The following is a 23,755-nucleotide window of genomic DNA, read 5'->3' as shown; positions in this document are numbered from 1 at the left end:
ACCACACCATCACCACCACCACACCCACCGGACACACCTACGCCAACGCGCCGCCCGAGCTGCCGGGCAGCACATCACCACCGGCGACCCGAGCGCCGGACGTGTCCTACAGATGGCACCGCGCGGCCTGAGGGCTGCGAAAGGGCGCGGTTTTGCCTCGCTCGACGCGCATGCCGTAATCTGAACAACGGCCTGCGTACGTGGGCCCGACGTGTGACCGAGCCCGTCAACGAACGTGGCCAGCCTTTTCTTCGTAGGAGTGGATCGTGTACGCCATCGTCAAGACCGGCGGCAAGCAGTACAAGGTCGCCGAGGGCGATGTGATCGAGGTCGAGAAGCTCGATTCCGCGCCGGGCGTCCAGGTGTCGTTGCCCGCGTTGCTGCTGGTCGACGGCAAGGACGTCACGCACGAGCCCGCGAAGCTCGGCAACGTGAGCGTCACCGCCGAGGTCGTCGCCCAGACCAAGGGTCCCAAGATCCGCATCCACAAGTTCAAGAACAAGACCGGCTACCACAAGCGGCAGGGCCACCGTCAGCCTTTGACGCAGCTCAAGGTCACCGGCATCAGCTCGAAGTAGAGGATCACGTCATGGCACACAAGAAAGGTGCGTCGAGCTCGCGCAACGGTCGCGACTCGAACGCGCAATACCTCGGGGTCAAGCGCTTCGGCGGCCAAGAGGTGAAGGCCGGCGAGATCATCGTGCGCCAGCGCGGCACCAAGTTCCACCCGGGCACGGGGGTCGGCCGCGGCAAGGACGACACGCTGTTCGCGCTCGAGGCAGGTGCCGTGAAATTCGGTACCTCGCGCGGGCGCAAGACCGTGAACATCCTGCCGACCGGGGTCTGACCTCCGGGCAGCACACACGCACGCGAGGGCGGACCGGGTAAACCGGTCCGCCCTTCGTCTTCCCACCTGAAAGGAGCGTTGCCATGCCCGACTTCGTCGACCGCGTGGTGCTGCACCTGACGGCGGGCAACGGCGGCCACGGCGTGGCTTCCATCCACCGCGAGAAGTTCAAGCCGCTCGGCGGACCGGATGGCGGTAACGGAGGCCACGGCGGGGACGTCGTGCTGGCCGTCGACTCGAACGCGCACACCCTGCTCGACTTCCACCACCACCCGCACCAGAAGGCAGCCAACGGCAAGCAGGGCGCTGGCAGCCACCGCAACGGCGGGCAGGGCGCGGACCTCGTGCTGCGGGTGCCCGACGGCACCGTCGTGCTCGACGACTTCGGTGACGTCCTCGCCGACCTCACCGGGCCCGGGCAGCAGTTCGTCGCAGCGCAGGGCGGTCGCGGCGGGTTGGGCAACGCGGCCCTCGCCTCGACAAAGCGCAAGGCTCCCGGTTTCGCTCTGCTCGGTGAGCCGGGGGAGAGCCGCGACGTCGTGCTCGAGCTCAAGAGCGTCGCGGACGTCGGACTGGTCGGCTTCCCGAGCGCCGGCAAGTCGTCGCTGATCGCCGCGGTGTCCGCCGCGCGGCCGAAGATCGCCGACTACCCGTTCACCACCTTGGTGCCGAACCTCGGCGTCGTCGCGGCCGGCGACACCACGTTCACCGTCGCCGACGTGCCCGGCCTCGTCCCCGGCGCTGCCCAGGGCAAGGGGCTCGGCCTCGACTTCCTGCGCCACGTCGAACGATGCGCGGTGCTGCTGCACGTACTCGACTGCGCGACGCTCGAGCCCGGCCGCGATCCGCTCTCCGACCTCGACGCGCTCGAGGCGGAACTGGCCGGTTACGAAGGGACGTTCGGCGAGCTGCTCGGCAAGCCGCGGCTCGTCGCCCTGAACAAGATCGACGTCCCCGAGGCGCGCGAACTGGCCGATCTCGTCCGGCCGGAGCTCGAGGCCCGCGGCCTGCCGGTGTTCGAGATCTCCGCAGTCGCGCGCGCGGGGCTGCGCGAGCTGACCTATGCGCTGGCCGACGCCGTCGCCGCCGACCGCGCCGCGCGACCCGCCCCGGACGCCACACGCATCGTCCTGCGCCCGAAGGCCGTCGACGACGCGGGCTTCACCATCGAGCCGGACAGCACGGAGCCGGGCGCGCATGTCGTGCGCGGCGCCAAACCCGAGCGGTGGGTGCGCCAGACCGACTTCACCAACGACGAGGCCGTCGGCTACCTCGCGGACCGTCTCGCCCGGCTCGGCGTCGAGGCGCAGCTGGCCAAGCTCGGTGCGCAACGTGGCTCGGCGGTCACCATCGGCGAGGTGACCTTCGACTTCGAACCGACCGGCGGCGTCGACGAGTCGGAGTACGCGCCGATGCGCCGCGGATACGACGAGCGCCTCGACACCGGGCCGAAACGCACCCGCGCCGACGAGCGGCTGTCCGCCAAGCGGGCGCGCCGCACGCACGACGAAGTCGACGACGTTGCTGACAACGAGGTGGACGGGTGACTCGCGATGCGGTCGCTGCCGCCCGGCGCGTCGTCGTCAAGATCGGCTCGTCGTCCCTGACCACCGCCGGCCGACTCGATCCCGAGCGGCTCGACGCGATAGTCGACGCCGTGGCCGCCCGCGCCGCCGACGGTGTGCAAGTCGTGCTCGTGTCCTCCGGCGCCATCGCCGCCGGCATCGGGCCGCTGGGTCGTAAGACACGTCCGCGTGATCTCGCCACGCAGCAGGCCGCTGCCAGCGTCGGCCAGTTGCTGCTCGCCGAGCGGTACGCAACGTCGTTCGCGCGTTACGGCCGCCAGGTCGGTCAGGTGCTGCTCACCGCGGACGACCTGCATCGGCGCGGGCACTACCGCAACGCCGACCGCACCCTCGAGCGGTTGCTCGCGCTCGGTGTCACGCCGATCGTCAACGAGAACGACACCGTCGCCACGCACGAGATCCGCTTCGGCGACAACGACCGGCTCGCCGCGCTCGTGGCGCATCTTGTCACCGCCGAGGCGTTGGTCCTGCTGACCGACGTCGACGGCCTCTACACCGGCAAGCCAGGGCGTCCCGGTTCGCAGTTCATCGCCGAGGTGACGTCGATGGCGCAGCTCGCCGGCATCGACGTCACCCGCTCGGGCAGCCACGTCGGCTCCGGCGGGATGACGACGAAGATCGACGCCGCCGCGATCGCCACGAGTGAGGGCATCCCGGTCGTGCTGTCGTCGGCCGAGCGGATCGCGGACGCGTTGCTCGGCCGCGCGGGCACGATGTTCCGTGCGGCCGGCGACCGCAGCGCGTCGCGGCTGTTCTGGCTGCGGCACGCGACGACACCGCGCGGCCGGCTGCAGCTCGACGCGGGGGCGGTCAGTGCCATCGTCACGCGGCGCAAGTCGTTGCTGCCGGCGGGCGTCACCGGCGTCAGCGGCGAGTTCTACTCCGGCGAGCCGGTCGACCTCGTGGGGCCGGACGGCGTGGCCGTCGCCCGCGGTCTGGTGGGCTACGACGCCGCCGACCTGCCGCCGCTGCTCGGGCACCGCACCAGCGAGCTGCCCGCCGAGTTCCGCCGCGAGCTCGTCCACCGCGACGACACCGTGCTGCTGTAGCAGCCCCACCCCTCCGGTGATCAACAGCAGTTTATGGTCGCCAGGGCGACCAGAAACTGCTGTTGATCACTGGAGTTCGTAGGAGATCACTGGAGTTCGTAGGAGTTCGAGGGAGTTCGAGGGAGTTCGTAGGATCGTGCGGTGAGCGATGAGGCTGTCACCGAGCACGACGTCCGCGCCGTCGCCGCTCGCGCCCGTGACGCCGCCGCGGAACTCGCACCGCTGCCGCGCGCGGCAAAGGACGCCGCGCTGCACGCGATGGCCGAGGCGGTCGACGCAGCGACGGACGCCATCGTCACCGCCAACGCGCGCGATCTTGCGGCCGGCCGCGACACCGGCATGGCAGACGGGTTGCTCGACCGGTTGACGCTCACCGGCGAGCGGGTCGCCGCGATGGCCCAGGGGCTGCGCGACGTCGCCGCCCTGCCCGACCCGGTCGGCGAGGTGCTGCGCGGCTACACGCAACCGAACGGCCTCGAGATCCGCCAGGTGCGGGTGCCGTTCGGCGTGCTCGCGATGATCTACGAAGCGCGGCCGAACGTCACCGTCGACGCGGCCGGTCTCGCGATCAAGAGCGGCAACGCGGCGCTGCTGCGCGGCTCGGCGTCGGCGTACGAGTCGAACACGGCGCTGGTCGACGTCCTCGCCGGTGCGGCCGAGAAGGCCGGTCTGCCGAGGGATGCCGTGCAGCTCGTGCCCGGCACCGACCGCTCGTCGGTGCTGCATCTGTTGCGGGCGCGTGGTCTCGTCGATCTCGTCATCCCGCGGGGCGGTGCCGGGCTGATCGACTACGTCGTGCAGAACGCCACCGTGCCGGTGATCGAGACGGGCGTCGGCAACGTCCACGTGTACGTCGACGCCGCGGCGGATCTCGACGTCGCCGAACGGATCGTCGTCAACTCGAAGACGTCGCGGGTCAGCGTGTGCAACTCGGCCGAGACGTTGCTCGTGCACCGCGCCGTTGCGGCGCAGTTCGTCCCACGGATCACCGCTGCGCTGCAGGCGGCCGGTGTGGTGGTGCACGGCGACGAGCACTTCGCCGCCGTCGACGGCGTCCAGCAGGCGACCGACGACGACTGGGCCCGCGAGTACCTCTCGCTGGACATGGCCGCGCGGGTGGTCGACGACCTCGACGACGCGATCGCGCACATCCGCCGGTGGTCGTCCGGGCACACCGAGGCGATCGTGACGCAGGACCTCGCGGCCAGCCGCCGTTTCGTGCAGCGGGTCGACTCGGCCGCGGTGATGGTCAACGCGTCCACCCGTTTCACCGACGGCGCGGAGTTCGGCTTCGGCGCGGAGATCGGCATCTCCACGCAGAAGATGCACGCGCGCGGGCCGATGGGCCTCGCCGAGCTGACGTCGTCGAAGTGGGTCGTCACCGGCGACGGCCACACCCGCTGAGGGTCGGCCGGTCGAGCACACCGTTGCTTTGTCTACCGATTCAGTGGGTAAGGTGCACGGCGTGGTCATGCCGGACTTCCTCGTCATCGGTGCGCCGAAGGCGGGCTCCACTGCGCTGCACGCGGCGCTCGAGCAACATCCGCAGCTGTTCCTGTCGACGCCGAAGGAACCGAAGTTCTTCCTCACCGACGAGCGGCCGCCAGCACGCCGGCATCACCGTGGCCCCGGCGATGCGCACAGCAGCCGCGAGTGGATCTGGCGGCTGGACCGCTACGAGGCGCTGTTCGCCGCCAAGCCGCCATATGCGCTCGCGGGGGAGAGCACGCCGTTCTACCTCTGGGACACCGCGGCGCATGCCCGGATAGCGGCGGCCAACCCGGCGATGAAGCTGATCGCGGTGATCCGTGACCCGGTCGACCGCGCGTACTCCAACTGGACGCACCTGCGCACCGACGGCCTGGAGCCGGAGGCCGATTTCGGCACGGCCTGCGAGCTCGAACCGCGACGAGCGCGCGACGGCTGGGCGCCGTTCTGGCGTTACCTCGACCTCGGCCGGTACGGCGCACAGTTGCAGCACCTGTACGAGCACGTCCCGCGCGAGCAAGTGCACGTCGTGCGCTACCGGCAGCTGGTCGACGAGCCGGTGTCCACACTCGACGGCATCTGCGAGTTCCTCGGCATCGACACCGGTGTGCTCGACACGGTGCCCGGATCCAACATGTCGGCCTGGGTGGGTCCGGGCGCGGTCAACGACGCGGTGCGCCACGTCGTGCGCGGCGGCGCCGCGGTCGGCGGCTACCTGCCGCCGCAGGCCTGGCGCTTCGCCGAGCGTCCGCTGCGCGCCGTGCTGCGCCGCGGCAACGCGCACCGGCCGTCACTCGATCCCGCGGTGCGGCGCGAGCTCGTCACACACTTCGTCGACGACGTCGCCCTGCTCGAGCACCTGCTCGGCCGCTCGTTTCAGGACTGGCTCGGCGAGAGCGGGCGCGGCACGTTCGCGGTGCGCAGGTCGTTGGCGCCGTCCGAGCGCGACGCCTCCCAGTAGAGCCGGGTGCCCGACGGCGACTCGGCAAGGCTCACGTACCGGACGGTGCGCCCGTCGCCGGTCGGCCCGGCGAACGCGGTGAACGACTCCGGCGACGAGCCCTGCGCCACGCCGGTGCGCTCGAACCAGTTCTGCTCCGCGGTCTCGCGGCCGTCGTACAGAGCGACCCATTCGGTGCCGCTGCGCACCACGCTGGTGATCCGCGCCCCGCGCGCGTCCCAGGTACCCGGGGTCGGTTCGAGGGCTGTCGACTGCTCGGTCCAGCTGATCCCGTCGTCGCTGGTCAGATAGACGCTCGTCATCCGGTCCGCCTCGCCGTCGTCATCGCCGCGGCCGGCGAGCGGGTGCCGGCACGCCCACATCTGCCAGCCGGGGCCGCTGCGCCGCACGACCGGGTCCTTCCACGCCGTGGACTGCTCGTCACCCGCGAGCACGACAGTGCGCTCGCCGCCGGCCAGATCGGCGAGGTCGGGTGCGTCGATCGCTTCGATCCACCAGTGTTTGGAATTTCGAGTCGAGCACGAGACGTATAGCCGCCATCCGTCGTCCAGCGGCACGAGCGCGGGCCGCTCGAGCGACGCGCAGTCGAACTGGTCGCTGGTCACGGTGGCGACGGTCTCGAACTCGACGCCGTCGGCGGAGCGGGCCACGACGTTGGCGTAGCCGCGGCCCTCGGACACCGGCCGGCGCAACCGATAGGCGAGGTAGAACGTGCCGTCGTGCCAGACAGCCGAGGGCGCGCCGGCCCAGTACCCGGTGCCCGACCCCGGCGGTTCGATCACGACGTCGGCGTCCGGCTCGGCCAGCAGGGCAAGGAGGTCGTCGGCTTCGCTCACGTCGCGCCAGCGTGCCATGCGCCGAGAACGCCCGGGACTGCAGGCCCCGCACGTCGGCCATCCCCACCCCTACGGTGGGCGGATGGACGACCTGACGGCCGCGGGCCGTGCGCGCATCGACGAGATCGTCGCGGCTGCGGTGCAGTCGGGGCAGGCCCCGGGCGTGGTCTCGGCGATCGCGTGCGGCGACACCGTCCACCTCAGCACGGCGGGTCGGCTGGCCGTCGACGGAGCACCGGTGCGCGCGGACTCGCTGTTCCGGATCGCGTCGATCACGAAACCGATGACGGCTGCCGTCGTGTGTGCCCTGGTCGAGGACGGGTTGCTGCGCTTCGGTGACACCGTCGATGCGCTGCTGCCCGAACTCGCCGACCGGCAGGTGCTGCGCCGTCCGGACGGTCCGCTGGACGACACGGAACCCGCCCGCGGACCGGTGACCGTGCGCGACCTGCTGACCTTCACCTGGGGCTTCGGCATGCAGGGTGCGATGTTCACGGCGCACGAGCCGTGGCCCATCTTCACCGCCACGCAGGAGCGCGAGCTGCACACGTTCGGCGAGCCCGCGCCGGGGTCGACACCGGACCCGGACACCTGGATCGCCCGCCTCGGTGAGCTGCCGCTGGTCGTCCAGCCCGGGGTGAAGTGGCTGTACCAGACAGGATCGCAGGTGCTCGGTGTGCTCGTCGCCCGCGCGGCCGGCGCACCGCTCGAGACGGTCATGCGTGAGCGGCTGTTCGCGCCGCTCGGCATGCACGACACCGCGTTCCACACCGAGCAGGTGGACCGGCTCGCCAGCGGCTACCGGCTCGGCGCCGACGGCACGTTCCAGGTCACCGACGAGCCGACCGGCCAGTGGTCGCGGCCACCGGCGTTCGCGGACGGCGGGGCCGGCCTGCTCTCGACGGCGTCGGACGTGCTCGCCTTCGGTCGGATGCTGCTGCGTGGGGGAGCGGGCGTGCTGCGGCCGGAACTCGTCGCCGAGATGGTGCGCCCGCAGCTGACCGTCGAGCAGCGCACGAACGACTGGTCGGGCTTCGATCTGCTCAGTGGACGCAATTGGGGCCTGGGCATGTCCGTGCTCGACGACGGCAGCTACTCCTGGGACGGCGGGCTCGGCACGGCATGGACGAACGTTCCCGACCTCGACCTCACCGTGGTCACGCTGACGCAGCGCGAGTGGAACCAGGACGGTCCGCCCGCCGTCTGTGACGACGTGCTCACTGCGGCACGCGGGGCGGCCCGGTAGCGCGCAGCCGCCGTATTCTCGACGTCATGAGCACCACCGTCCCGGCACCGGCGCCGGGCAAACGGCCACCCGTACGCGGTGGGGCATTCGCGTGGGTGGGTGCGTTCACCGGCTTCTACCCGGCGCAGGCCGACGAGTTCGGCCACCTCGATCCCGTGACCCGGTTCCTGTACGCGGCGCGCAGCGTGATCCTGGTGATCTCCGCGCAGTCCGCCGTGATGGCCGGCCTGCTGGCGGCGACGCACCGCCGGTTCGAGGTCGTGCCGTTCGTGCTCGTCTTCGTCGGCTACCTGGTGCTGCACGCGGTCAGCAACCTGTCCAACGACTACTTCGGCTACCGCCGCGGCCACGACACCGACGACTCGCCGCGCCGGCGCTACACGCTGCACCCGATCGCCTCGGGTGCCGTGTCCGCGCGGCTGCTCGCCGGCGGCCTGGTGGTGCTCGGCGTCGTGTCGGTGGCGATCGCCGCGTACTTCATCGCGCTGCGCGGGCTGCCGGCGCTGTGGCTGACGCTGGCCGGCGCCGTGCTGCTCTACGCCTACGACGCCGCGCCGCGCGCGCTCAAGGAGCTGGGCCTCGGCGAGGTCGCCGCCTTTGTCGTGTGGGGGCCGCTGATGATCGGCGGCGGTTACTTCGTGATCACCGGCAAGTGGTCCGGCGAGGCGTTCGCGGCGTCGGTGCCGCCGGGCCTCGGCGTCATGTCCATCCTCGTCGGCAAGCACGTCGACCAGCGCAAGTTCGACACCGAGCACCACCAGCGCACGTTGCCCGTCGTGCTCGGCGAGCGCGGCGCCCGCGGCTTCAACCAGGCGTCGGTGATCGGCATGTACGCCGTGACCGTGCTGGCCGTGGCGCTCGGCTCACTGACGCCGTTCGCGCTCGTGATCATCATCGCCGCGCCACGCGCCCTCAAGGCCGTGCAGGTGATGGCGCGCCCCGCGCCGGCCGAGGCGCCTGCGGGCTACGTCGGCTGGCCGCTCTGGTACCACCGCGTCTGCCTGGTGCACAACCGCGCGTTCGGCTGGCTCTACATCGCCGGGCTCGCCGTAGGCGCGATCTTCCCGCACCTGCGCTTCTGAGGCTGCGCGCCGCATTCGGCCGCGGCGCTTACCTGCACTGGCGTCCGGGGTACCACTGCGTGACACTGGCCGGTAACGACGGGGTTCGCGGGAGGACCAGATGGCTTACTTCGTGACCGGCGCGACCGGCTTCATCGGCCGTTTCCTGCTGTGCCAGTTGCTCGAGCGCGAGGGCACGATCTACTGCCTGATGCGCGCCAGTTCGCTGGACAAGCTCGATGAGCTCAAGGCCCGGCTCGGCGCCGACGACGACCGCATCGTCGCCGTCATCGGCGACCTGTCCAAGGAGCGTCTCGGCGTCGACGCCGACGACATCGAGCCGCTGGACGGCAAGATCGACCACTTCTTCCACCTCGCCGCCATCTACGACCTCACCGCCGACGCCGACAGCCAGCGCGTCGCCAACGTCGAGGGCACCCGGCACGCCGTCCAACTCGCCGAAGCGCTGCACGCCAAGCACTTCCACCAGGTCAGCTCGATCGCCGCCGCGGGCCTCTACAAGGGCGTCTTCACCGAGGACATGTTCGACGAGGCGCAGGACTACGAGCACAACCCCTACTACCAGACCAAGCACGAGTCCGAGGGCGTTGTGCGCGCCGAGTGCTCGGTGCCGTGGCGCGTCTACCGGCCCGGCGCCGTCGTCGGCAGCAGCGACACCGGCGAGATCGACAAGATCGACGGCCCCTACTACTTCTTCCGCGCGATCCAGCGGCTGCGCAACGTCACGCCGTCGTGGGCACGGGTCGTGGGTATCGACGGCGGCGAGATCAACATCGTGCCGGTCGATTACGTCGCGAAGGCCATGGACTACATCGCGCACCAGCCCGACCTCGACGGCCGCGCGTTCCACCTCACCGACCCGAACCCGCTGACCGTCGGCGGTCTGATGAAGGCACTGACGAAGGCGGCGAAGGCACCGCAGCCGACGCTCAACGTCGATGCCCGCGCACTCGACGGGTTGCCCGCCCGGTTGACCGAGTCGCTGTCCAAGCTGCCCGGCGCGCGGCAGGTCACCGCGTTGGCGCTGGCCGAGCTCGGCATCCCTCGCGAGATGTTCGCCTACCTGACCTACCCCACGCACTTCGACTCGACCAAGACGCAGGCAGTGCTCGCCGGGTCGGACATCGAGGTGCCGCCGGTCGCGACGTACGTCCAGGTGCTCTGGGACTACTGGGAGCGCAACTACAGCCCGGACCGCCGCAAGGACAAGCTGCTCGCCCGCGCCATCCACGGCAAGACGGTCATGATCACCGGCGCATCGTCGGGCATCGGCCGGGCCACCGCGCTGCGCGTCGGCGCGGCCGGCGGCAAAGTCGTCCTCGTCGCGCGTGGCGCGGACAAGCTCGAGCAGACCAAGCTCGAGATCGAGGACCTCGGCGGCGTCGCCTTCGTGCACCGCTGTGACCTGTCGGATTCCAGCGACATCGAGCGGATGGCCAAGGAGGTGCTGCAGGAGCACGGCCGGGTGGATGTCCTGGTCAACAACGCCGGCCGCTCGATCCGGCGCTCGATCGCGCTGTCCTACGACCGCTTCCACGACTTCGAACGCACCATGCAGCTGAACTACTTCGGCCCGGTCAAGCTGATCCTGTCGCTGCTGCCGGTGATGCGCCAGACCGCGCCGGACGGGCGCAGCGGCGGGCACATCATCAATGTCAGCTCGATCGGCGTGCAGACGAACATCCCGCGTTTCTCGGCCTATGTGGCGTCGAAGGCGGCGCTGGACGCGTTCTCGCGGTGTATCGCCTCCGAGGTTATCGACGACGGCGTACACCTGACGACGATCCACATGCCGCTGGTGCGCACGCCGATGATCGCGCCGACGAAGATCTACGACCGGTTCCCGACGATGGCGCCCACGGATGCGGCCGACCTGATCTGCAAGGCGATGGTGCGCAAGCCGAAGAAGGTCGGCACGGCGCTCGGCAACACCGGTGCGCTGGCCTACCAGGTGGCACCCCGCGGCGTCGACGTCGTCCTCAACGCGGGTTACAAGCTGTTCCCCGACTCGATCGCGGCCAAGGGCGGCAAGGACAAGAAGTCCGAGCAGCCGTCCACCGAGAGCGTCGCGTTCGCGCACATCCTGCGCGGAGTCCACTGGTAACCGCCGCTGGCTAGCGTGGACGTATGCCTACGCTGACCGACCGCCGCCCGCTGTTGCTCGAACTCGACCTGACCGAGGCGCCTGTCGAGTCCGAACCGGGCGATGTCGTCGCCAAGCTGCGCACGCGTAACCGGCCGCGGCTGCGGGCCGTCCTGCGCGCGCTGCACGAGGCCGGTGACGACCGGCGGGTGCGCGGGCTCGTCGTCAAGATCGGCGGCGGCACGCTGCCGTGGGCCACGATGCAGGAATTGCGTGCGGGGCTGCGCGCCTTTGCCGCGACCGGCAAGCCGGTGGTCGGGTGGGCCGAGTCGCTCGGCGAGGGCGGCAACGGCACCGCCGACTGCGTCCTCGCCTCCGGGTGCACGCAGATGTGGTTGCAGCCGACCGGTGAGGTGGCCTTGCTCGGCGTGGCCGCGGAGACGACGTTCCTGCGCGGGGCCCTTGACAAGCTGGGCGTCGAGCCGCAGCTCGACAAGCGTTACGAGTACAAGAGCGCCGCCGACCGCATCATGAACACCGAGTTCACCGAGGCGCACCGCGAGGCGCTGGATCGCGTCGTCGAATCGACGTGGGACGGGGCCGTCGACGCAATCGCCGCCGGGCGGGACCTGAGCCCCGAGCGCGTACAGGAGCTGTCGACCGTCGCGCCGATGGGCGCGGAGCAGGCGCGCGACGCCGGTCTCGTCGACCGGTTGGGTTACCGCGACGAGGTGTACGCCGACGTGCGTGAGCGGGCCGGCGGTGACGACGTGCGCCTGCTGTTCGCCGACCGGTGGACGCCGAGGCGCAAGCCCGCCGCGATGCTGCGCCGGCACCGCGACGTCGTTGCGCTGGTGGAGGGACACGGCCAGATCGTCGTCGGTCGGAGCAGGCCGACGCCGGGCGGGGGAGCGCGGATGGGCAGCGCGACGGTGAGCGCGGCACTGCGCGCGGCGCGCACCGACGAGCACGTGCGCGCGGTGGTGTTCCGGGTCGATTCGCCGGGTGGTTCGGGCGTCGCGTCGGACACCATCTGGCGCGAGGTGTCGCTGCTGCGCGAAGCCGGCAAGCCGGTCGTGGTGTCGATGGGGTCGTTGGCCGGCTCCGGCGGGTACTTCGTCGCGTGCCCGGCGGACGTGATCGTCGCCCAGCCCGCGACGATCACCGGTTCGATCGGCGTGCTCGGTGGCAAGGTCGTCGTCGCGCAACTGCTCGAACGTCTCGGGTTGACCACCGGCACGGTGATGCACGGCGGCAGCGCGCAGATGTTCTCGCTGCGGGAGGGTTTCAGCGACGACGAGCGTGCGCGGCTCGGGGCGATGCTCGACCGCGTCTATGACGACTTCGTCGCCAAGGTGGCCCAGGGCCGGGGGATGAGCGTGGAAGCGGTCGACGCGGTAGCGCGCGGGCGCATCTGGTCCGGCGCCGACGCAGCGCGCAACGGCCTGGTGGACGAGCTCGGCGGCCTGCGTGCCGCCACGGCCCTGGCACGGTCGCGGGCCGGCCTCAAACCGGACGCGCCGCTGCGTCCCGCGCTGCACGTCGCGCCGCTCGACCGGCTGCGCCGCCCGATCTCCAGCGAGGATCCGCGCGCCGCGTCGGTGACGTCCGGCTGGGGAGATCTGCGTGGGTTGGCGCAGGCGTTGGGGCTCTCGCCGGCCGGCCCGCTGGCGATGCCCGAGTTCCGCTTGCGCTGAGTCCCGAACCGGCGTCAGTACGGCGGCGGCTCGGGCGGGGGTCGCACGAAAACCTGTCCGGTCGGGTTGGTCCACGTCGCGGCGCCGTCATCGTCGCGCCGAGGTGTCCATCCTGCTTCGTGTTTGAGGTGGTGGTGCCGCGAGCACAGGCAGATGAGGTTGGCCGGATCAGTCGTGCCCCCGGCGCGCCACGGCCTCAGGTGGTCGATCTCGCAGCGAACCGCTTTCCGGCGGCAGCCCGGGTAGCGGCAGGTGCGGTCGCGCGCCTCGACGAAGCGCTGCATTGCTGCGGGCGGCCGGTACGTCGCGGCGGACGCGTCGACGATATGGCCTCGGTGGTCCACGACCAGCCGCCGCCATGTCGCGCCACGTTCGAACGCGACGCGTCGCACGACCGACGCCGACACCGCTCCGTACCCGTCGAGCTCGCCCGGTTGCTCGTCGAGATCGAGCAGCGTCGAGAGGGCGACGGTGACGTTGACTGTGCTGGGCGTCTGCGTGGTGGCGTCGCCCACCGCGAGCGAGCACAACGCGTCGGCGCGGCGTTGGTCTGCGGTGCGGTCGTCAAGTCCCTTCCAGGAGTCGGCGAGCGCCTGCACGCGCGACTGCAATGCGGTGGCTCCGTCGGCGGGCAGCAACGCCCACTGCTCGACCATGCCGTGCTCGACCGGCGTGAACACAACTCGGCGTTGCGCGCGGTTCGCGTCGTGTTTCTCCTCGGCGCAGCGCGGATCGGCGGCCAACACCGCTCGGTGCACCGATTGAGTGAACTGGGTGAACGTCTGCGAACCCGCGCGCGTCATCAGCTCGGTCGCGACCTCGAGCTTGTGCCGCGCCGTCGCCGACGACACGTGCAGCACGCACGCGACGTCCTCACGAACCCAGTCCTTGTCCGACGGCCGGGACTCGCCCGGGTAGGGCCGGGTATCCGTCGCGATCGCGGCCAATAACTGCGTCTCGGTCACGTCGAGTTCGGCGCGCCGACGCCGTACTTCCGCGAGCAGGTCCAACCGGCGCGCGTGATCGACTCGGCGATAGTCGACCCCGCTGCTCATACGTTCGATTATAGAAGTGACGTCTGACAGAGCTGATGTGGCAGCAGCGTCGTCGCTCGGAAGAACGGTTGACGCGTCGGATCACGGGCCGCTCGGCGGCTCGGTCAGCCGTATTTGCGCGTCACGATGAGGTGGTGGCCGTAGGCGATCAGCAGGCCCGGGATGAACACGATGGCCAGCAGGTTGGCCAGGAACGTTCCGACGAGGCCGGCGACGACGCAGGCGACGGCCAGCACGAACACCAACGCCACCCACGGGTGCTGCGACCACACGAGTCGGTACTCGTACCACGCGTCCACCCGCAGACCGTACGTGATTGCGCGCTCGTAGGATCGCGCGCATGACACGCCGGATCGGCATCATGGGCGGCACCTTCGACCCGATCCATCACGGGCACCTCGTCGCGGCCAGCGAGGTCGCCGCGCTGTTCGAGCTCGACGAGGTCGTGTTCGTGCCGACCGGCGAGCCGTGGCAGAAGAGCGAGCGCGTGGTCAGCCCGGCCGAGCATCGCTATCTGATGGCCGTCATCGCCACCGCCTCGAACCCGCGCTTCTGGGTGAGTCGGGTCGACATCGACCGCGACGGCCCGACGTACACGATCGACACCATCCGCGACGTTGCGGCGCAGCGGCCCGGCGCTGAGCTGTTCTTCATCACCGGCGCCGACGCGCTGAGCCAGATCCTGTCCTGGAAGGACGCCGCCGACGTGCTGCGGCTGGCCAAGTTCGTCGGCGTCACCCGCCCGGGCTACGAGCTGTCCGACGAGCACCTGCCCACCGATTCGGTGACCCTGCTCGACGTGCCGGCGCTCGCCATCTCCTCGAGCGCGTGCCGGGAGCGCGTCGCCGCCGGTCGCCCCGTCTGGTATCTGGTGCCCGACGGCGTGGTGCAGTACATCAACAAGCACCGCCTGTACCGCCAGTACGCTGGACCATCATGACCGCAACAGACGAGGCCGTCGCGCTCGCCGACGTCATCGCGCAAGCCGCCGCCGACAAACTCGCCACCGACATCGTCCTGATCGATGTCAGCGACCGGCTGGCGATCACGGACGTCTTCGTCGTAGCGACCGGCAACAACGAGCGGCAGGTCGAGGCGATCGTCGACGCCGTCGAGGAAGCGGCTCGCAACGCCGGGCACAAGCCGATCCGGCGCGAGGGGCAGCGGGACGGCCGCTGGGTGCTGCTCGACTACGGCGACGTCGTGGCGCACATCCAGCACAGCGAGGAGCGCGTCTTCTACGCCCTCGAACGATTGTGGAAGGACTGTCCGTTCATCCCGTTCACCGACGCTGCCGCCACCACCCGCGACAACGTCTCCAGCGCGGGCGAGTGAGCGCTCGTCGACTGATCCTGCTGCGGCACGGACAGACCGCCTGGAACGCCGAGCACCGTTTCCAGGGGCACGTCGACCCACCGCTCGACGACGTCGGCCGCGAGCAGGCCCGCGCGGCCGCCGAAGTCCTCGCGGCGATGCAGCCCGACCTGCTGGTCAGTTCCGATGCGATGCGTGCCGTGCAGACCGCCGAATTCCTCGCCGCCGCGACCGGATTACCGGTACGGCGTGACGCGCGGCTGCGCGAACGCGGGCTCGGGCACTGGGAGGGCCTGACGATCGCGGACGTCGCGCAACGCTTTCCGGACGAGTACGCGGAATGGACCGCCGGGCGGGACGTGAGCCGACCCGGCGGCGAGACCCGCGAGCAGGTCGCAGCCCGGGTCCACGCGGCAGTGGCCCAACTGCCGGACGTCGCGCTCACGATCATGGTCATGCACGGCGCGAGCTCGATGGCGCTGATCAACGCGCTGCTCGGGCTGGACCAGGACCACCGGCCGCTCATGTCGTTGTCGAACTGCCACTGGAGCGAGCTCGCCGAGTCCCCCCGGAATGCGGCCGGCGGGTGGCGGTTGTGGGCGCACAACGTCGGATTGCCCGACCGGCAACACGCCGAACCCGACGAGCGCGAGGCCGCCGACGCGCAGGCGTAGGTGCGTTCCCGCTAATTTGTGCGAGTTCTCGACAAAGTGAGCCACGACATTGTCGTTGCGTGCTCTACCAACGGCGGAAAACCTTTACAGTGTCGAGTGGTGCCCCCGCGCCCGGCGGCGACGGACGGCGGGCGCGGGGCGTGCACCGGTGCCGTACCGGGCGCCGATCCCGCGGGTCGATGGCGGGTCGCGGCGTATCCTCTCTCTCGTGACGTCGGGACGCCTAGCGCTTACCGGGCCGCGCTGACCACCGGGATCCCCCGGCAGCGCGGCCGAGCCTCTGCTTTGCAGAGGCTTTTCGTTTGTCCCGGCCACATGGCGAAGGAGCCAGCATGAGCACCCCAGCGCAGCCACCCGGCGCCGCTGATGTCCCGCCGTTCCGCTACACCGCAACGCTCGCCGACTCCCTCGAGACGGCGTGGCAGCGGCGGTGGCGCCAGCAGGGCACTTTCGACGCACCCAACCCCGCCGGGCCGCTCGCCGCGGGGTTCGACCGGGTGGCGATCCGTCCGCACTGCTTCATCATGGACATGTTCCCGTACCCGTCCGGGGCAGGACTGCACGTCGGGCACCCGCTGGGCTACATCGGCACGGACGTCTACGCCCGCTACCGGCGCATGCGCGGCGACAACGTGCTGCACACCATGGGGTTCGACGCGTTCGGCCTGCCTGCCGAGCAGTACGCGGTCGAGACCGGCCAGCACCCGCGCACCACGACCTACGGCAACATCGACGTCTTCCTTGCGCAGTTGCGCCGCCTGGGCCTGGGCCACGACGAACGGCGCCGGGTCAACACCACCGACCCGGATTTCTACCGCTGGACGCAGTGGATCTTCCTGCAGATCTTCAACGCCTGGTACGACACCGCGGCCGACCGCGCGCGGCCAGTCGCCGAGCTGATCGCCGAGCTCGACGCCGGCACACGCACGCCGAACGAGGGCACGAATCCGTCCGGCCAGCCGTGGCACGAGCTGACCGACGTCGAGAAGCGACAGGTGATCGACAACCACCGGCTGGCCTACCGCTCGGAGGCGATGGTCAACTGGGCGCCGGGCCTGGGCACCGTCGTGGCCAACGAGGAAGTCATCGACGGGCGCAGCGAGCGCGGCAACTTCCCGGTGTTCCGCAAGCCGTTGACGCAGTGGATGATGCGCATCACCGCCTACGCCGACCGCCTGGCGCGGGATCTGGACCGCATCGACTGGCCGGACAAGGTGCGCGCCATGCAGCGCAACTGGATCGGCAGGTCCACCGGCGCACACGTGGCCTTCGACTCGCCGGCCGGCCCGATCGAGGTCTTCACGACCCGGCCGGACACATTGTTCGGCGCCACCTACATGGTGCTCGCCCCGGAACACCCGCTCGTCGAGTCGTTGACCACGCCGGCCTGGCCGGACGGGACGCCGCCGGCGTGGACGAACGACGAGGCCGGCCCGGCCGCCGCCGTCGAGGCCTACCGGGCCGCCGCGGCACGGCGGTCCGACCTCGAGCGTCAGGCCGGCGACCGCGCGAAGACCGGTGTGTTCACCGGCTCCTACGCCACCAATCCGGTCACGGGCACTTCGATCCCGGTGTTCGTCGCCGACTACGTGCTCATGGGCTACGGCACCGGCGCGATCATGGCCGTACCCGCGCAGGACGAGCGCGACTGGGAGTTCGCCGAGGTCTTCGGTCTGCCGGTCATCCGTACCGTCGCGCCACCGCCCGGCTGGGACGAGTCGCAGGCCTACACCGGTGACGGCCCGGCGATCAACTCCGCGCGCGAAGGACTCTCGCTGGACGGGCTCGACGTCGCCGACGCCAAGGCGCGCATGATCGAGTGGCTCGAGGCCGACGGGCACGGTCGGGGCGCCACCACCTACCGGCTGCGGGACTGGTTGTTCGCCCGGCAGCGCTACTGGGGCGAGCCGATCCCGATCCTCTACGACGAGCACGACCTGCCGGTGGCGCTGCCCGAGTCGATGCTGCCGCTGGAACTGCCCGAAACCGACCAGTTCAGCCCGCGCTCGTTCGACGCAGACGACGCGCAGTCGACTCCCGAACCACCGCTGGGTCGGCTGACCGATTGGGTCGAGGTCGAGCTGGACCTCGGCGACGGGCCGCGCAAATACAGGCGTGAGACGAACACCATGCCGCAGTGGGCCGGCTCCTGCTGGTACGAGCTGCGCTACCTCGATCCGACGAACGACGAGCACCTCGTCGACCCGGAGACCGAGCGCTATTGGATGGGCCCCAACGCCGAGCGGCCGATGGGCGGTGTCGAGCTGTACGTCGGCGGCGTCGAGCATGCCGTGTTGCACCTGCTCTACGCGCGGTTCTGGCACAAGGTGCTCTTCGACCTCGGGCACGTCTCGTCCGCCGAACCGTTCCACCGGCTCGTCAACCAGGGTTACGTCCAGGCAGCCGCCTACACCAACGCCGAGGGCTTCTACGTGCCGGCGGCCGACGTCGTCGAGACCGCGGACGGCTTCGTGTTGGGCGAGCTACCCGTGCGCCAGGAGTTCGGCAAGATGGGCAAGTCGCTGAAGAACGTCACGACGCCCGACGAGATGTACGCCGCGTACGGCGCGGACACCCTGCGGATGTTCGAGATGTTCACCGGACCACTCGAGCAGGACCGGCCGTGGGACACGAAGGCGGTCGTCGGACCGTTCCGCCAGCTGCAGCGCATCTGGCGCGTGGTCGTGGACGAGCAGACCGGCGAGACACACGTGTCCGAGGACGCGCTACCGGACGAGCTGAACCGGCTGCTGCACAAGACGATCCAGGCCGTGCGTGCGGGCTTCGAGTCGCTGCGGTTCAACACGTCCATCGCGCGCATCACCGAGCTGACCAACGCGGTGACGCAGGTCTACCCGAACGGCGGCACCCCCCGTGCGGTCGCGGAACCGTTGGTGCTGATGCTCGCCCCGCTGGCGCCGCACATCGCCGAGGAGCTGTGGTCACGACTCGCGCATCCGGATTCGCTGGCTTGGGAACCGTTCCCCGCGGCCGACGAGTCGCTGCTCGTCGACGACACCGTCGAGGTGCCTGTTCAGGTCAACGGCAAGCGCCGCGCCGTGATCATGGTGCCGGCAGGCGCCGACGCGGCAGCCATCGAGGCGGCGGCGCGGGCTGACGAGCGCGTTGTCGCAGCGCTCGCCGACAGCGAGGTGCGCCGCGTGGTGGCGGTGCCCGGCCGGCTGATCAACTTTGTTGTTTGATCGTATTCGTGTTAAGTTACTGTTTGTTTGGTTCATAATGCAGGGGTAGCTACCGGACGGGGGTCCTTCAGGAGGCACGCCAGGATGCAGTGGGCAGACCGGGTGCTGGGCCGCCTCGTCTGGCTGCTGTTGCCGGCCGGGGTGGGCATCGACCTCGCCGTCACCGGGTGGCGCATGCAGCCGAACCGGTCGGCGGTGACCTACTTCTGCGCGGTCTTCTTCGCCGCCCTGTGCGCGCGGCTGGTGCTGGCGGTGATTCGCCGGGGCACGTGGCGGACTCCGACCATGCTGCTGCTCGCCGCGCTCGTCATGTGGTGCGTCGAGTCGGCGAGTCTGCAGGGGGCGTCCAGCGGCGACGGCCAGGCGCACCTGGCCGCCGGCGAGATCCTGTTCCTGGTCAGCTACGTCCTGTTCGTCCTGTTCCTGGTTTTCGACGTCGACCAGCGGCCCTCGCGGGCCCTGTCGGCCTCGTTGGACGCCGCAATCGTGTGCGGTGGCAGCGCCTGCGCCGCCGGGCCGCTCGTCGTTCTCGTCCTGGGTGGTTCCGGGGCTGCGCCGTGGGTGGCGCTGCTGTACCCGGTGCTGGATCTCGCGCTGGTGGGTCTCGTCGTGGCGCAGATCGTGCTGCGCGTACGGCGCAACGACCGCTGCAGCCACCTGCTCATCGCCGGGTTCGTCACCCTCGCCGCCGCCGACCTCGGCTTCGTCAACCGCGTGATGCACGGCAGCACCGGTTCCGATGTCGTCAGCGTGACGCTGTGGGGTGCGGGCTTCGCACTGATCGTCGCCGCGGCGAGCATGCCCAGGGCCGCAGCCGGGCGCGAGGCCACCGGCGAGGTACCGGCCGCCGTCCTGGCGTTGTCCGGCGTCGCTGCCGTGGTCGTGCTGCTGCTGCGCCCGGAACTGCGTCTGGGCGGCGCCGTGGCACTGCTCGGCGCAGCGACACTGGCTGCCACCGGCACCCGCCTGTACATCGCCCTGCGCGACGCCCGCTCGGCGTCGCGAGCCATCGAGCTGTCCATGACCGACGACCTCACCGGCTTGCCGAACCGCCGGGCCATCAACGCCCAGCTCGCGCAGGATCTGGCCGACGACGTGCAGTTCGGTCTCATGATCATGGACCTCGACGGCTTCAAGGAGATCAACGACACGCTGGGCCACGACTACGGCGACGCCGTCCTGCATACCGCGGCAGCGCGGATGCGCGCGGCGTTGCCCGAGAGCGTTCATGTCGCCCGACTCGGCGGCGACGAGTTCGCGCTGATCGCGCCCACCGTCGACGAGCTGGACCTGATGGAGATCGCCGCGAGCGCGATGACCGAGGTACGTCGCCCCGACTTCGTCGACGGCATCGAGCTCATCGTCGATGCGTCGATCGGGATCACGACCCGCGAACCGTCGGACACCAGCGGGTCGGCCATCCTGCGTCGCGCCGACGTCGCCATGTACCAGGCGAAGGCCAACACGTCGGGCATCGTGATCTACGAGCCCGAGAGCGACGACTTCACCCGTCGACGCCTGCGGCTCACCGAGGAATTGCGGCACGGCGTGGCGCAGGAGCAGTTCGAGGTGCACTACCAGCCGCAGATCGGCGCGGCCGACCAGCACGTCGTCGGTGTCGAGGCGCTGATCCGCTGGCGCCACTCCGACGGCTCACTGGCTTCGCCGCTGTCGTTCCTGTCCATCGCCCGCAATGCCGGGCTGATGCCGCGCCTCGGCGAGATGGTGATCGACATGGCTGCGGGCGATCTGGCGCGGTGGCGGGCCCAGGGGCTGCGCACCCGCATCGCCCTCAACTGCGCGCCTCCCGAGCTGATGAGCGGCATCTTCGTGCGCCAGCTGCTCAACGCCGTCGAACGCTGCGGACTGGAGCCCGGCGATTTCGTGCTCGAGGTCACCGAGGACTCGTTCGTCTCGGACCCCGAGCGAGCGCGCATGGTGCTGGCCGAGGTGCGCCAAGCCGGTCTGCAGATCTCGATCGACGACTACGGCACCGGCTTCTCGTCACTCGCCTACCTGCGCGACCTGCCGGTCGACGAGCTCAAGATCGACCGGTCGTTCGTCGGCTCGATGGTCGGCGACCCGCGGGTGACCACGATCGTCGATTCCACCGTGCGCCTCGCGCACGCGCTCGGCCTGCGAGTCGTCGCCGAGGGCGTCGAGGACGCCGTGACGTCAGCCGCGCTGATCGCGATCGGCGTGGACGTCATGCAGGGATATCACTTCGCCCGGCCGCTACCGGCGGACGCTGCCGAAGCGTGGATCAGCGAATGGCAGCAGGCGGCGTCCGCGTTCCCCGGACTGGCAAGTGGGTGACGGTCGCCGCGCCGAAGCGCGTGCGCGGGCGGCCGGCGCCTGACCCGACACTGATCGGGTGCCGTACGACCGGCTCGGCCAGCCGGTAGGACGCGCTGTCCGGCATCTCGACGTCGGTGAGACCCACGCCGAGCCGGATGAGGCGGTGCGCCTCCGGGTTGTGCTGTCGTTGCTGGCTCAGCATGTCCGCGCAGTTGCCCCAGGCCGGTGTGCTGGCTGCTGACCCCTCGAACGGTGCGGGCCGTGCGCCGGGCAGCGCCGTCGTGGGCAGGCCGACCATCCGCAACGTGCTGCGCACCCGCTCGTCGACGGTCATCGTCAGGTAACGGACATCGTTGCCGGCAGCGAGGTTCACCAGCGCGTGGTAGAGCGCGCCGAGCACGGTCGCGCGGCGCGTACCGATCGTGCGGTCGACCGATAGGGTGGCGACGTCCCAGGTGTGCCGGACGTCGATACCGCACAGGCGTATCGCGCGCGCGACGTCGAGATGCCACGGCGCCAGCGCCGCTTCGACGAAGGTCTTGATCGGCTCGGCTTCGGGATCGGCACCGGGCATGATCAGGCGCATCATCCCGACGACGCGCCCGTCCACCTCGGCAACCGACACGAACAGCGATCTGGCGTGATAGGGCCCGAACTCGGCGTCATGTTCGGCGGGTGCGACGCCGTAACTGCGTTCGAAGGTCAACCGTTCGAAGGCATAGACGTCGTCCAGGTCTGGATCACCGGGACGCAGCAGTTGCAGTCGCAGCGACGCCTGGACATCGGAAACGGGGAGCTCGCGCGTGGGGGCGACGGCGGTCACGGCAACCGGTATAACCACCAAACCGCTCGTTCGAACCATCGGGCACAAAATGATCACTTCGGCGCATTCGCCCAAAAGCCGCCGGTGGGGTAGGCACGAGATGTGCCGCTACAGCTGATCCACCCGAAGCGCTGGACCCCGCCGCGAGCGCCGGAGCGGGCGCGACGGACGACGAGCGTCCAGCCGCTGCCCCCGCTGCGCCGCCTCGAGCTGCCGGCAGCCGGCCCGGAGGATGTCGTCGTCGACGCGCAGGGTCGGGTGCTCGCCGGCCTCGGGGACGGTCGCATCGTGCGCGTCGACCCGTCGTCCGGCGCCACCGAGACCGTCGCGAACACGGGCGGCCGCCCGCTCGGCCTCGAGCCGTGCCCGGACGGCACGCTGCTCGTGTGCGACAGCCGCCGCGGCCTGCTGCGCGTCGACCCCACCTCGGGTGGGGTGGACGTCCTGGTCGGCGACGTCGACGACGGGCCGCTGAACTTCGCCAGCAACGTCGTGTTCGACGACACCGACGGGTCGATCTACTTCAGTGCGTCCACCCGGCGCTTCGACCTCGAGCACCACATGGGCGACATTCTCGAGCACTCCGGCACCGGTCGGCTGTTCCGCCGCGACGCCGACGGCACCGTCGAGACCCTGCTCGACGGCCTCGACTTCGCCAACGGCGTGGTGCTCGCGCCGGACCGCTCCTTCGTGTTGGTGGCGCAGACGGCGCGCTACTGCGTGACGCGATACTGGCTGAGCGGTCCGGCCGCCGGCACGAGCGACACGTTGATCGACAACCTGCCCGGCTTCCCGGACAACATGGCGCTCGGCAGCGACGGGCTGGTGTGGATCTCGCTGCCCACCCAGCGCAACCCGTTGCTCGACCGGCTGCTCCCGTTGCCCGGTGTGCTCCGCCAGCTCGTCTGGCTGCTGCCCGAAAAAGTCCAGCCGAAGCCGGCGAAGGTGGCCTGGGTGCTCGGGGTTTCGCTCGACGGCGAGGTCGTCCACGACCTGCAGGGTGCCGACGTCGGGTACGCGTTCGTCACCAGCGTGTGGGAGCGCAGCGGCACGCTCTACCTGGGCAGCCTCACCGAGAAAGCCATCGGCGTCGTGGAACTGGCGAAGCAGCGGTCGTGACGAACATGCCGCGGCGCAGCGCCGGGCCGCGGGCAGGTCCGGTCAGCGGCGCAGGCTGGCGTTGCGCCGCGCGGCGACGTTGCCCATGGCGCTGCTCGCCACTGCCACCAGCACAGCGGCCACGCCGATCTCGATCAGCACGGTCAGGAACGTTCCGGTGTGAGCGACGTGCCGGCCGAGCAGGCTGCCGAACACCGAGCCGATCCAGCCGATGACGATCGTGGACAGGATGCCGATGTCCTGACGGCCGGGCAGCACGAGGCGCGCCAGGCCGCCGATGACAAGGCCGACGAGCGCGGCACTGAGCAGTAGCCACAGCGTCCAACCCACGAGCGGCAGCACGATGAGCAGCACGATGAGCACGACGATCAGCACGAGCATGGTTAGACGGTAC

21 protein-coding genes are annotated in these 23,755 nt (G+C 70.4%); 16 read left to right on the top strand and 5 right to left on the bottom strand.

Features of this window, described 5'->3' with window-relative positions:
* Window positions 1-266 precede the first annotated feature (266 nt).
* The 6 genes from rplU to ACFFCN_RS05425 all read left to right on the top strand — a co-directional run bounded on the left by rplU (window position 267) and on the right by ACFFCN_RS05425 (window position 5,931).
* A complete protein-coding gene (rplU, locus tag ACFFCN_RS05450) occupies window positions 267-578 on the top strand; it encodes a 50S ribosomal protein L21 (RefSeq protein WP_375490121.1) in 312 nt (103 codons plus the stop codon).
* A gap of 11 nt (window positions 579-589) precedes the next feature.
* Window positions 590-847, top strand: a complete 258-nt coding sequence (gene rpmA / locus ACFFCN_RS05445) for a 50S ribosomal protein L27 (protein WP_375490120.1) — start codon at window positions 590-592, stop codon at window positions 845-847.
* A gap of 83 nt (window positions 848-930) precedes the next feature.
* Window positions 931-2,394: a GTPase ObgE gene (gene obgE, locus ACFFCN_RS05440; RefSeq protein WP_375490119.1), complete on the top strand. Its 1,464-nt coding sequence runs from the start codon at window positions 931-933 to the stop codon at window positions 2,392-2,394.
* Complete coding sequence (proB, locus tag ACFFCN_RS05435) at window positions 2,391-3,482, top strand: glutamate 5-kinase (protein WP_375490118.1); 1,092 nt, start codon at window positions 2,391-2,393, stop codon at window positions 3,480-3,482. The genes obgE and proB overlap by 4 nt, the downstream gene beginning before the upstream one ends.
* Window positions 3,483-3,623: 141 nt before the next feature.
* Complete coding sequence (locus ACFFCN_RS05430) at window positions 3,624-4,886, top strand: glutamate-5-semialdehyde dehydrogenase (RefSeq protein ID WP_375490117.1); 1,263 nt, start codon at window positions 3,624-3,626, stop codon at window positions 4,884-4,886.
* Between the two features lie 67 nt (window positions 4,887-4,953).
* On the top strand, window positions 4,954-5,931 hold the full coding sequence (locus tag ACFFCN_RS05425; protein ID WP_375490124.1) for a sulfotransferase: 978 nt from the start codon (window positions 4,954-4,956) through the stop codon (window positions 5,929-5,931).
* Here the strand turns inward: ACFFCN_RS05425 and ACFFCN_RS05420 are convergent.
* The gene (locus tag ACFFCN_RS05420) at window positions 5,847-6,767 is read right to left on the bottom strand and encodes a hypothetical protein (RefSeq protein ID WP_375490116.1); all 921 of its coding nucleotides are present in this window, start codon (window positions 6,765-6,767) and stop codon (window positions 5,847-5,849) included. The genes ACFFCN_RS05425 and ACFFCN_RS05420 overlap by 85 nt on opposite strands.
* A gap of 82 nt (window positions 6,768-6,849) precedes the next feature.
* On the opposite strand from ACFFCN_RS05420, the gene ACFFCN_RS05415 reads away from it, so the two are divergent.
* From ACFFCN_RS05415 to sppA, 4 genes are all read left to right on the top strand, one after another.
* A complete protein-coding gene (locus tag ACFFCN_RS05415) occupies window positions 6,850-8,013 on the top strand; it encodes a serine hydrolase domain-containing protein (RefSeq protein WP_375490115.1) in 1,164 nt (387 codons plus the stop codon).
* A 26-nt stretch (window positions 8,014-8,039) separates the two neighbouring features.
* Window positions 8,040-9,095, top strand: coding sequence for a prenyltransferase (locus ACFFCN_RS05410; RefSeq protein WP_375490114.1), 1,056 nt, complete (start codon window positions 8,040-8,042; stop codon window positions 9,093-9,095).
* Between the two features lie 100 nt (window positions 9,096-9,195).
* A complete protein-coding gene (locus ACFFCN_RS05405) occupies window positions 9,196-11,199 on the top strand; it encodes an SDR family oxidoreductase (RefSeq protein WP_375490113.1) in 2,004 nt (667 codons plus the stop codon).
* Between the two features lie 23 nt (window positions 11,200-11,222).
* Entirely contained in the window at window positions 11,223-12,875 is a 1,653-nt protein-coding gene (sppA, locus tag ACFFCN_RS05400) for a signal peptide peptidase SppA (protein WP_375490112.1), read from the top strand.
* A 14-nt stretch (window positions 12,876-12,889) separates the two neighbouring features.
* Here sppA and ACFFCN_RS05395 read toward each other — a convergent pair whose 3' ends face one another.
* Both ACFFCN_RS05395 and ACFFCN_RS05390 read right to left on the bottom strand, forming a co-directional pair.
* Window positions 12,890-13,930: a DUF222 domain-containing protein gene (locus ACFFCN_RS05395; protein WP_375490111.1), complete on the bottom strand. Its 1,041-nt coding sequence runs from the start codon at window positions 13,928-13,930 to the stop codon at window positions 12,890-12,892.
* Between the two features lie 104 nt (window positions 13,931-14,034).
* The gene (locus ACFFCN_RS05390) at window positions 14,035-14,229 is read right to left on the bottom strand and encodes a hypothetical protein (RefSeq protein WP_375490110.1); all 195 of its coding nucleotides are present in this window, start codon (window positions 14,227-14,229) and stop codon (window positions 14,035-14,037) included.
* Between the two features lie 41 nt (window positions 14,230-14,270).
* Here ACFFCN_RS05390 and nadD point away from each other — a divergent pair, with 41 nt between their 5' ends.
* The 5 genes from nadD to ACFFCN_RS05365 all read left to right on the top strand — a co-directional run bounded on the left by nadD (window position 14,271) and on the right by ACFFCN_RS05365 (window position 21,437).
* The gene (gene nadD / locus ACFFCN_RS05385) at window positions 14,271-14,870 is read left to right on the top strand and encodes a nicotinate-nucleotide adenylyltransferase (protein WP_375490109.1); all 600 of its coding nucleotides are present in this window, start codon (window positions 14,271-14,273) and stop codon (window positions 14,868-14,870) included.
* Complete coding sequence (gene rsfS / locus ACFFCN_RS05380) at window positions 14,867-15,265, top strand: ribosome silencing factor (protein WP_375490108.1); 399 nt, start codon at window positions 14,867-14,869, stop codon at window positions 15,263-15,265. Before nadD ends, rsfS begins: the two co-directional genes overlap by 4 nt.
* Window positions 15,262-15,918 (top strand): histidine phosphatase family protein, encoded by a 657-nt coding sequence (locus ACFFCN_RS05375; RefSeq protein WP_375490107.1) that lies wholly within the window; start codon window positions 15,262-15,264, stop codon window positions 15,916-15,918. The genes rsfS and ACFFCN_RS05375 overlap by 4 nt, the downstream gene beginning before the upstream one ends.
* 332 nt (window positions 15,919-16,250) lie before the next feature.
* The gene (gene leuS / locus ACFFCN_RS05370; RefSeq protein WP_375490106.1) at window positions 16,251-19,121 is read left to right on the top strand and encodes a leucine--tRNA ligase; all 2,871 of its coding nucleotides are present in this window, start codon (window positions 16,251-16,253) and stop codon (window positions 19,119-19,121) included.
* 84 nt (window positions 19,122-19,205) lie between these two features.
* A complete protein-coding gene (locus ACFFCN_RS05365) occupies window positions 19,206-21,437 on the top strand; it encodes a putative bifunctional diguanylate cyclase/phosphodiesterase (RefSeq protein ID WP_375490105.1) in 2,232 nt (743 codons plus the stop codon).
* Here ACFFCN_RS05365 and ACFFCN_RS05360 read toward each other — a convergent pair.
* On the bottom strand, window positions 21,385-22,242 hold the full coding sequence (locus ACFFCN_RS05360) for a hypothetical protein (RefSeq protein ID WP_375490104.1): 858 nt from the start codon (window positions 22,240-22,242) through the stop codon (window positions 21,385-21,387). The two genes, ACFFCN_RS05365 and ACFFCN_RS05360, sit on opposite strands and share 53 nt — an antisense overlap.
* A gap of 102 nt (window positions 22,243-22,344) precedes the next feature.
* On the opposite strand from ACFFCN_RS05360, the gene ACFFCN_RS05355 reads away from it, so the two are divergent.
* Window positions 22,345-23,361: an SMP-30/gluconolactonase/LRE family protein gene (locus ACFFCN_RS05355; RefSeq protein ID WP_375490103.1), complete on the top strand. Its 1,017-nt coding sequence runs from the start codon at window positions 22,345-22,347 to the stop codon at window positions 23,359-23,361.
* A gap of 42 nt (window positions 23,362-23,403) precedes the next feature.
* Here ACFFCN_RS05355 and ACFFCN_RS05350 read toward each other — a convergent pair whose 3' ends face one another.
* Window positions 23,404-23,742, bottom strand: a complete 339-nt coding sequence (locus tag ACFFCN_RS05350) for a GlsB/YeaQ/YmgE family stress response membrane protein (RefSeq protein ID WP_375490102.1) — start codon at window positions 23,740-23,742, stop codon at window positions 23,404-23,406.
* Between the last annotated feature and the right edge of the window lie 13 nt (window positions 23,743-23,755).

Origin of the sequence: uncultured Jatrophihabitans sp., assembly GCF_964246335.1 — a bacterium.
Lineage (GTDB): Bacteria > Actinomycetota > Actinomycetes > Mycobacteriales > Jatrophihabitantaceae > Jatrophihabitans.
This window is presented reverse-complemented; position numbering and strand designations above follow the sequence as displayed.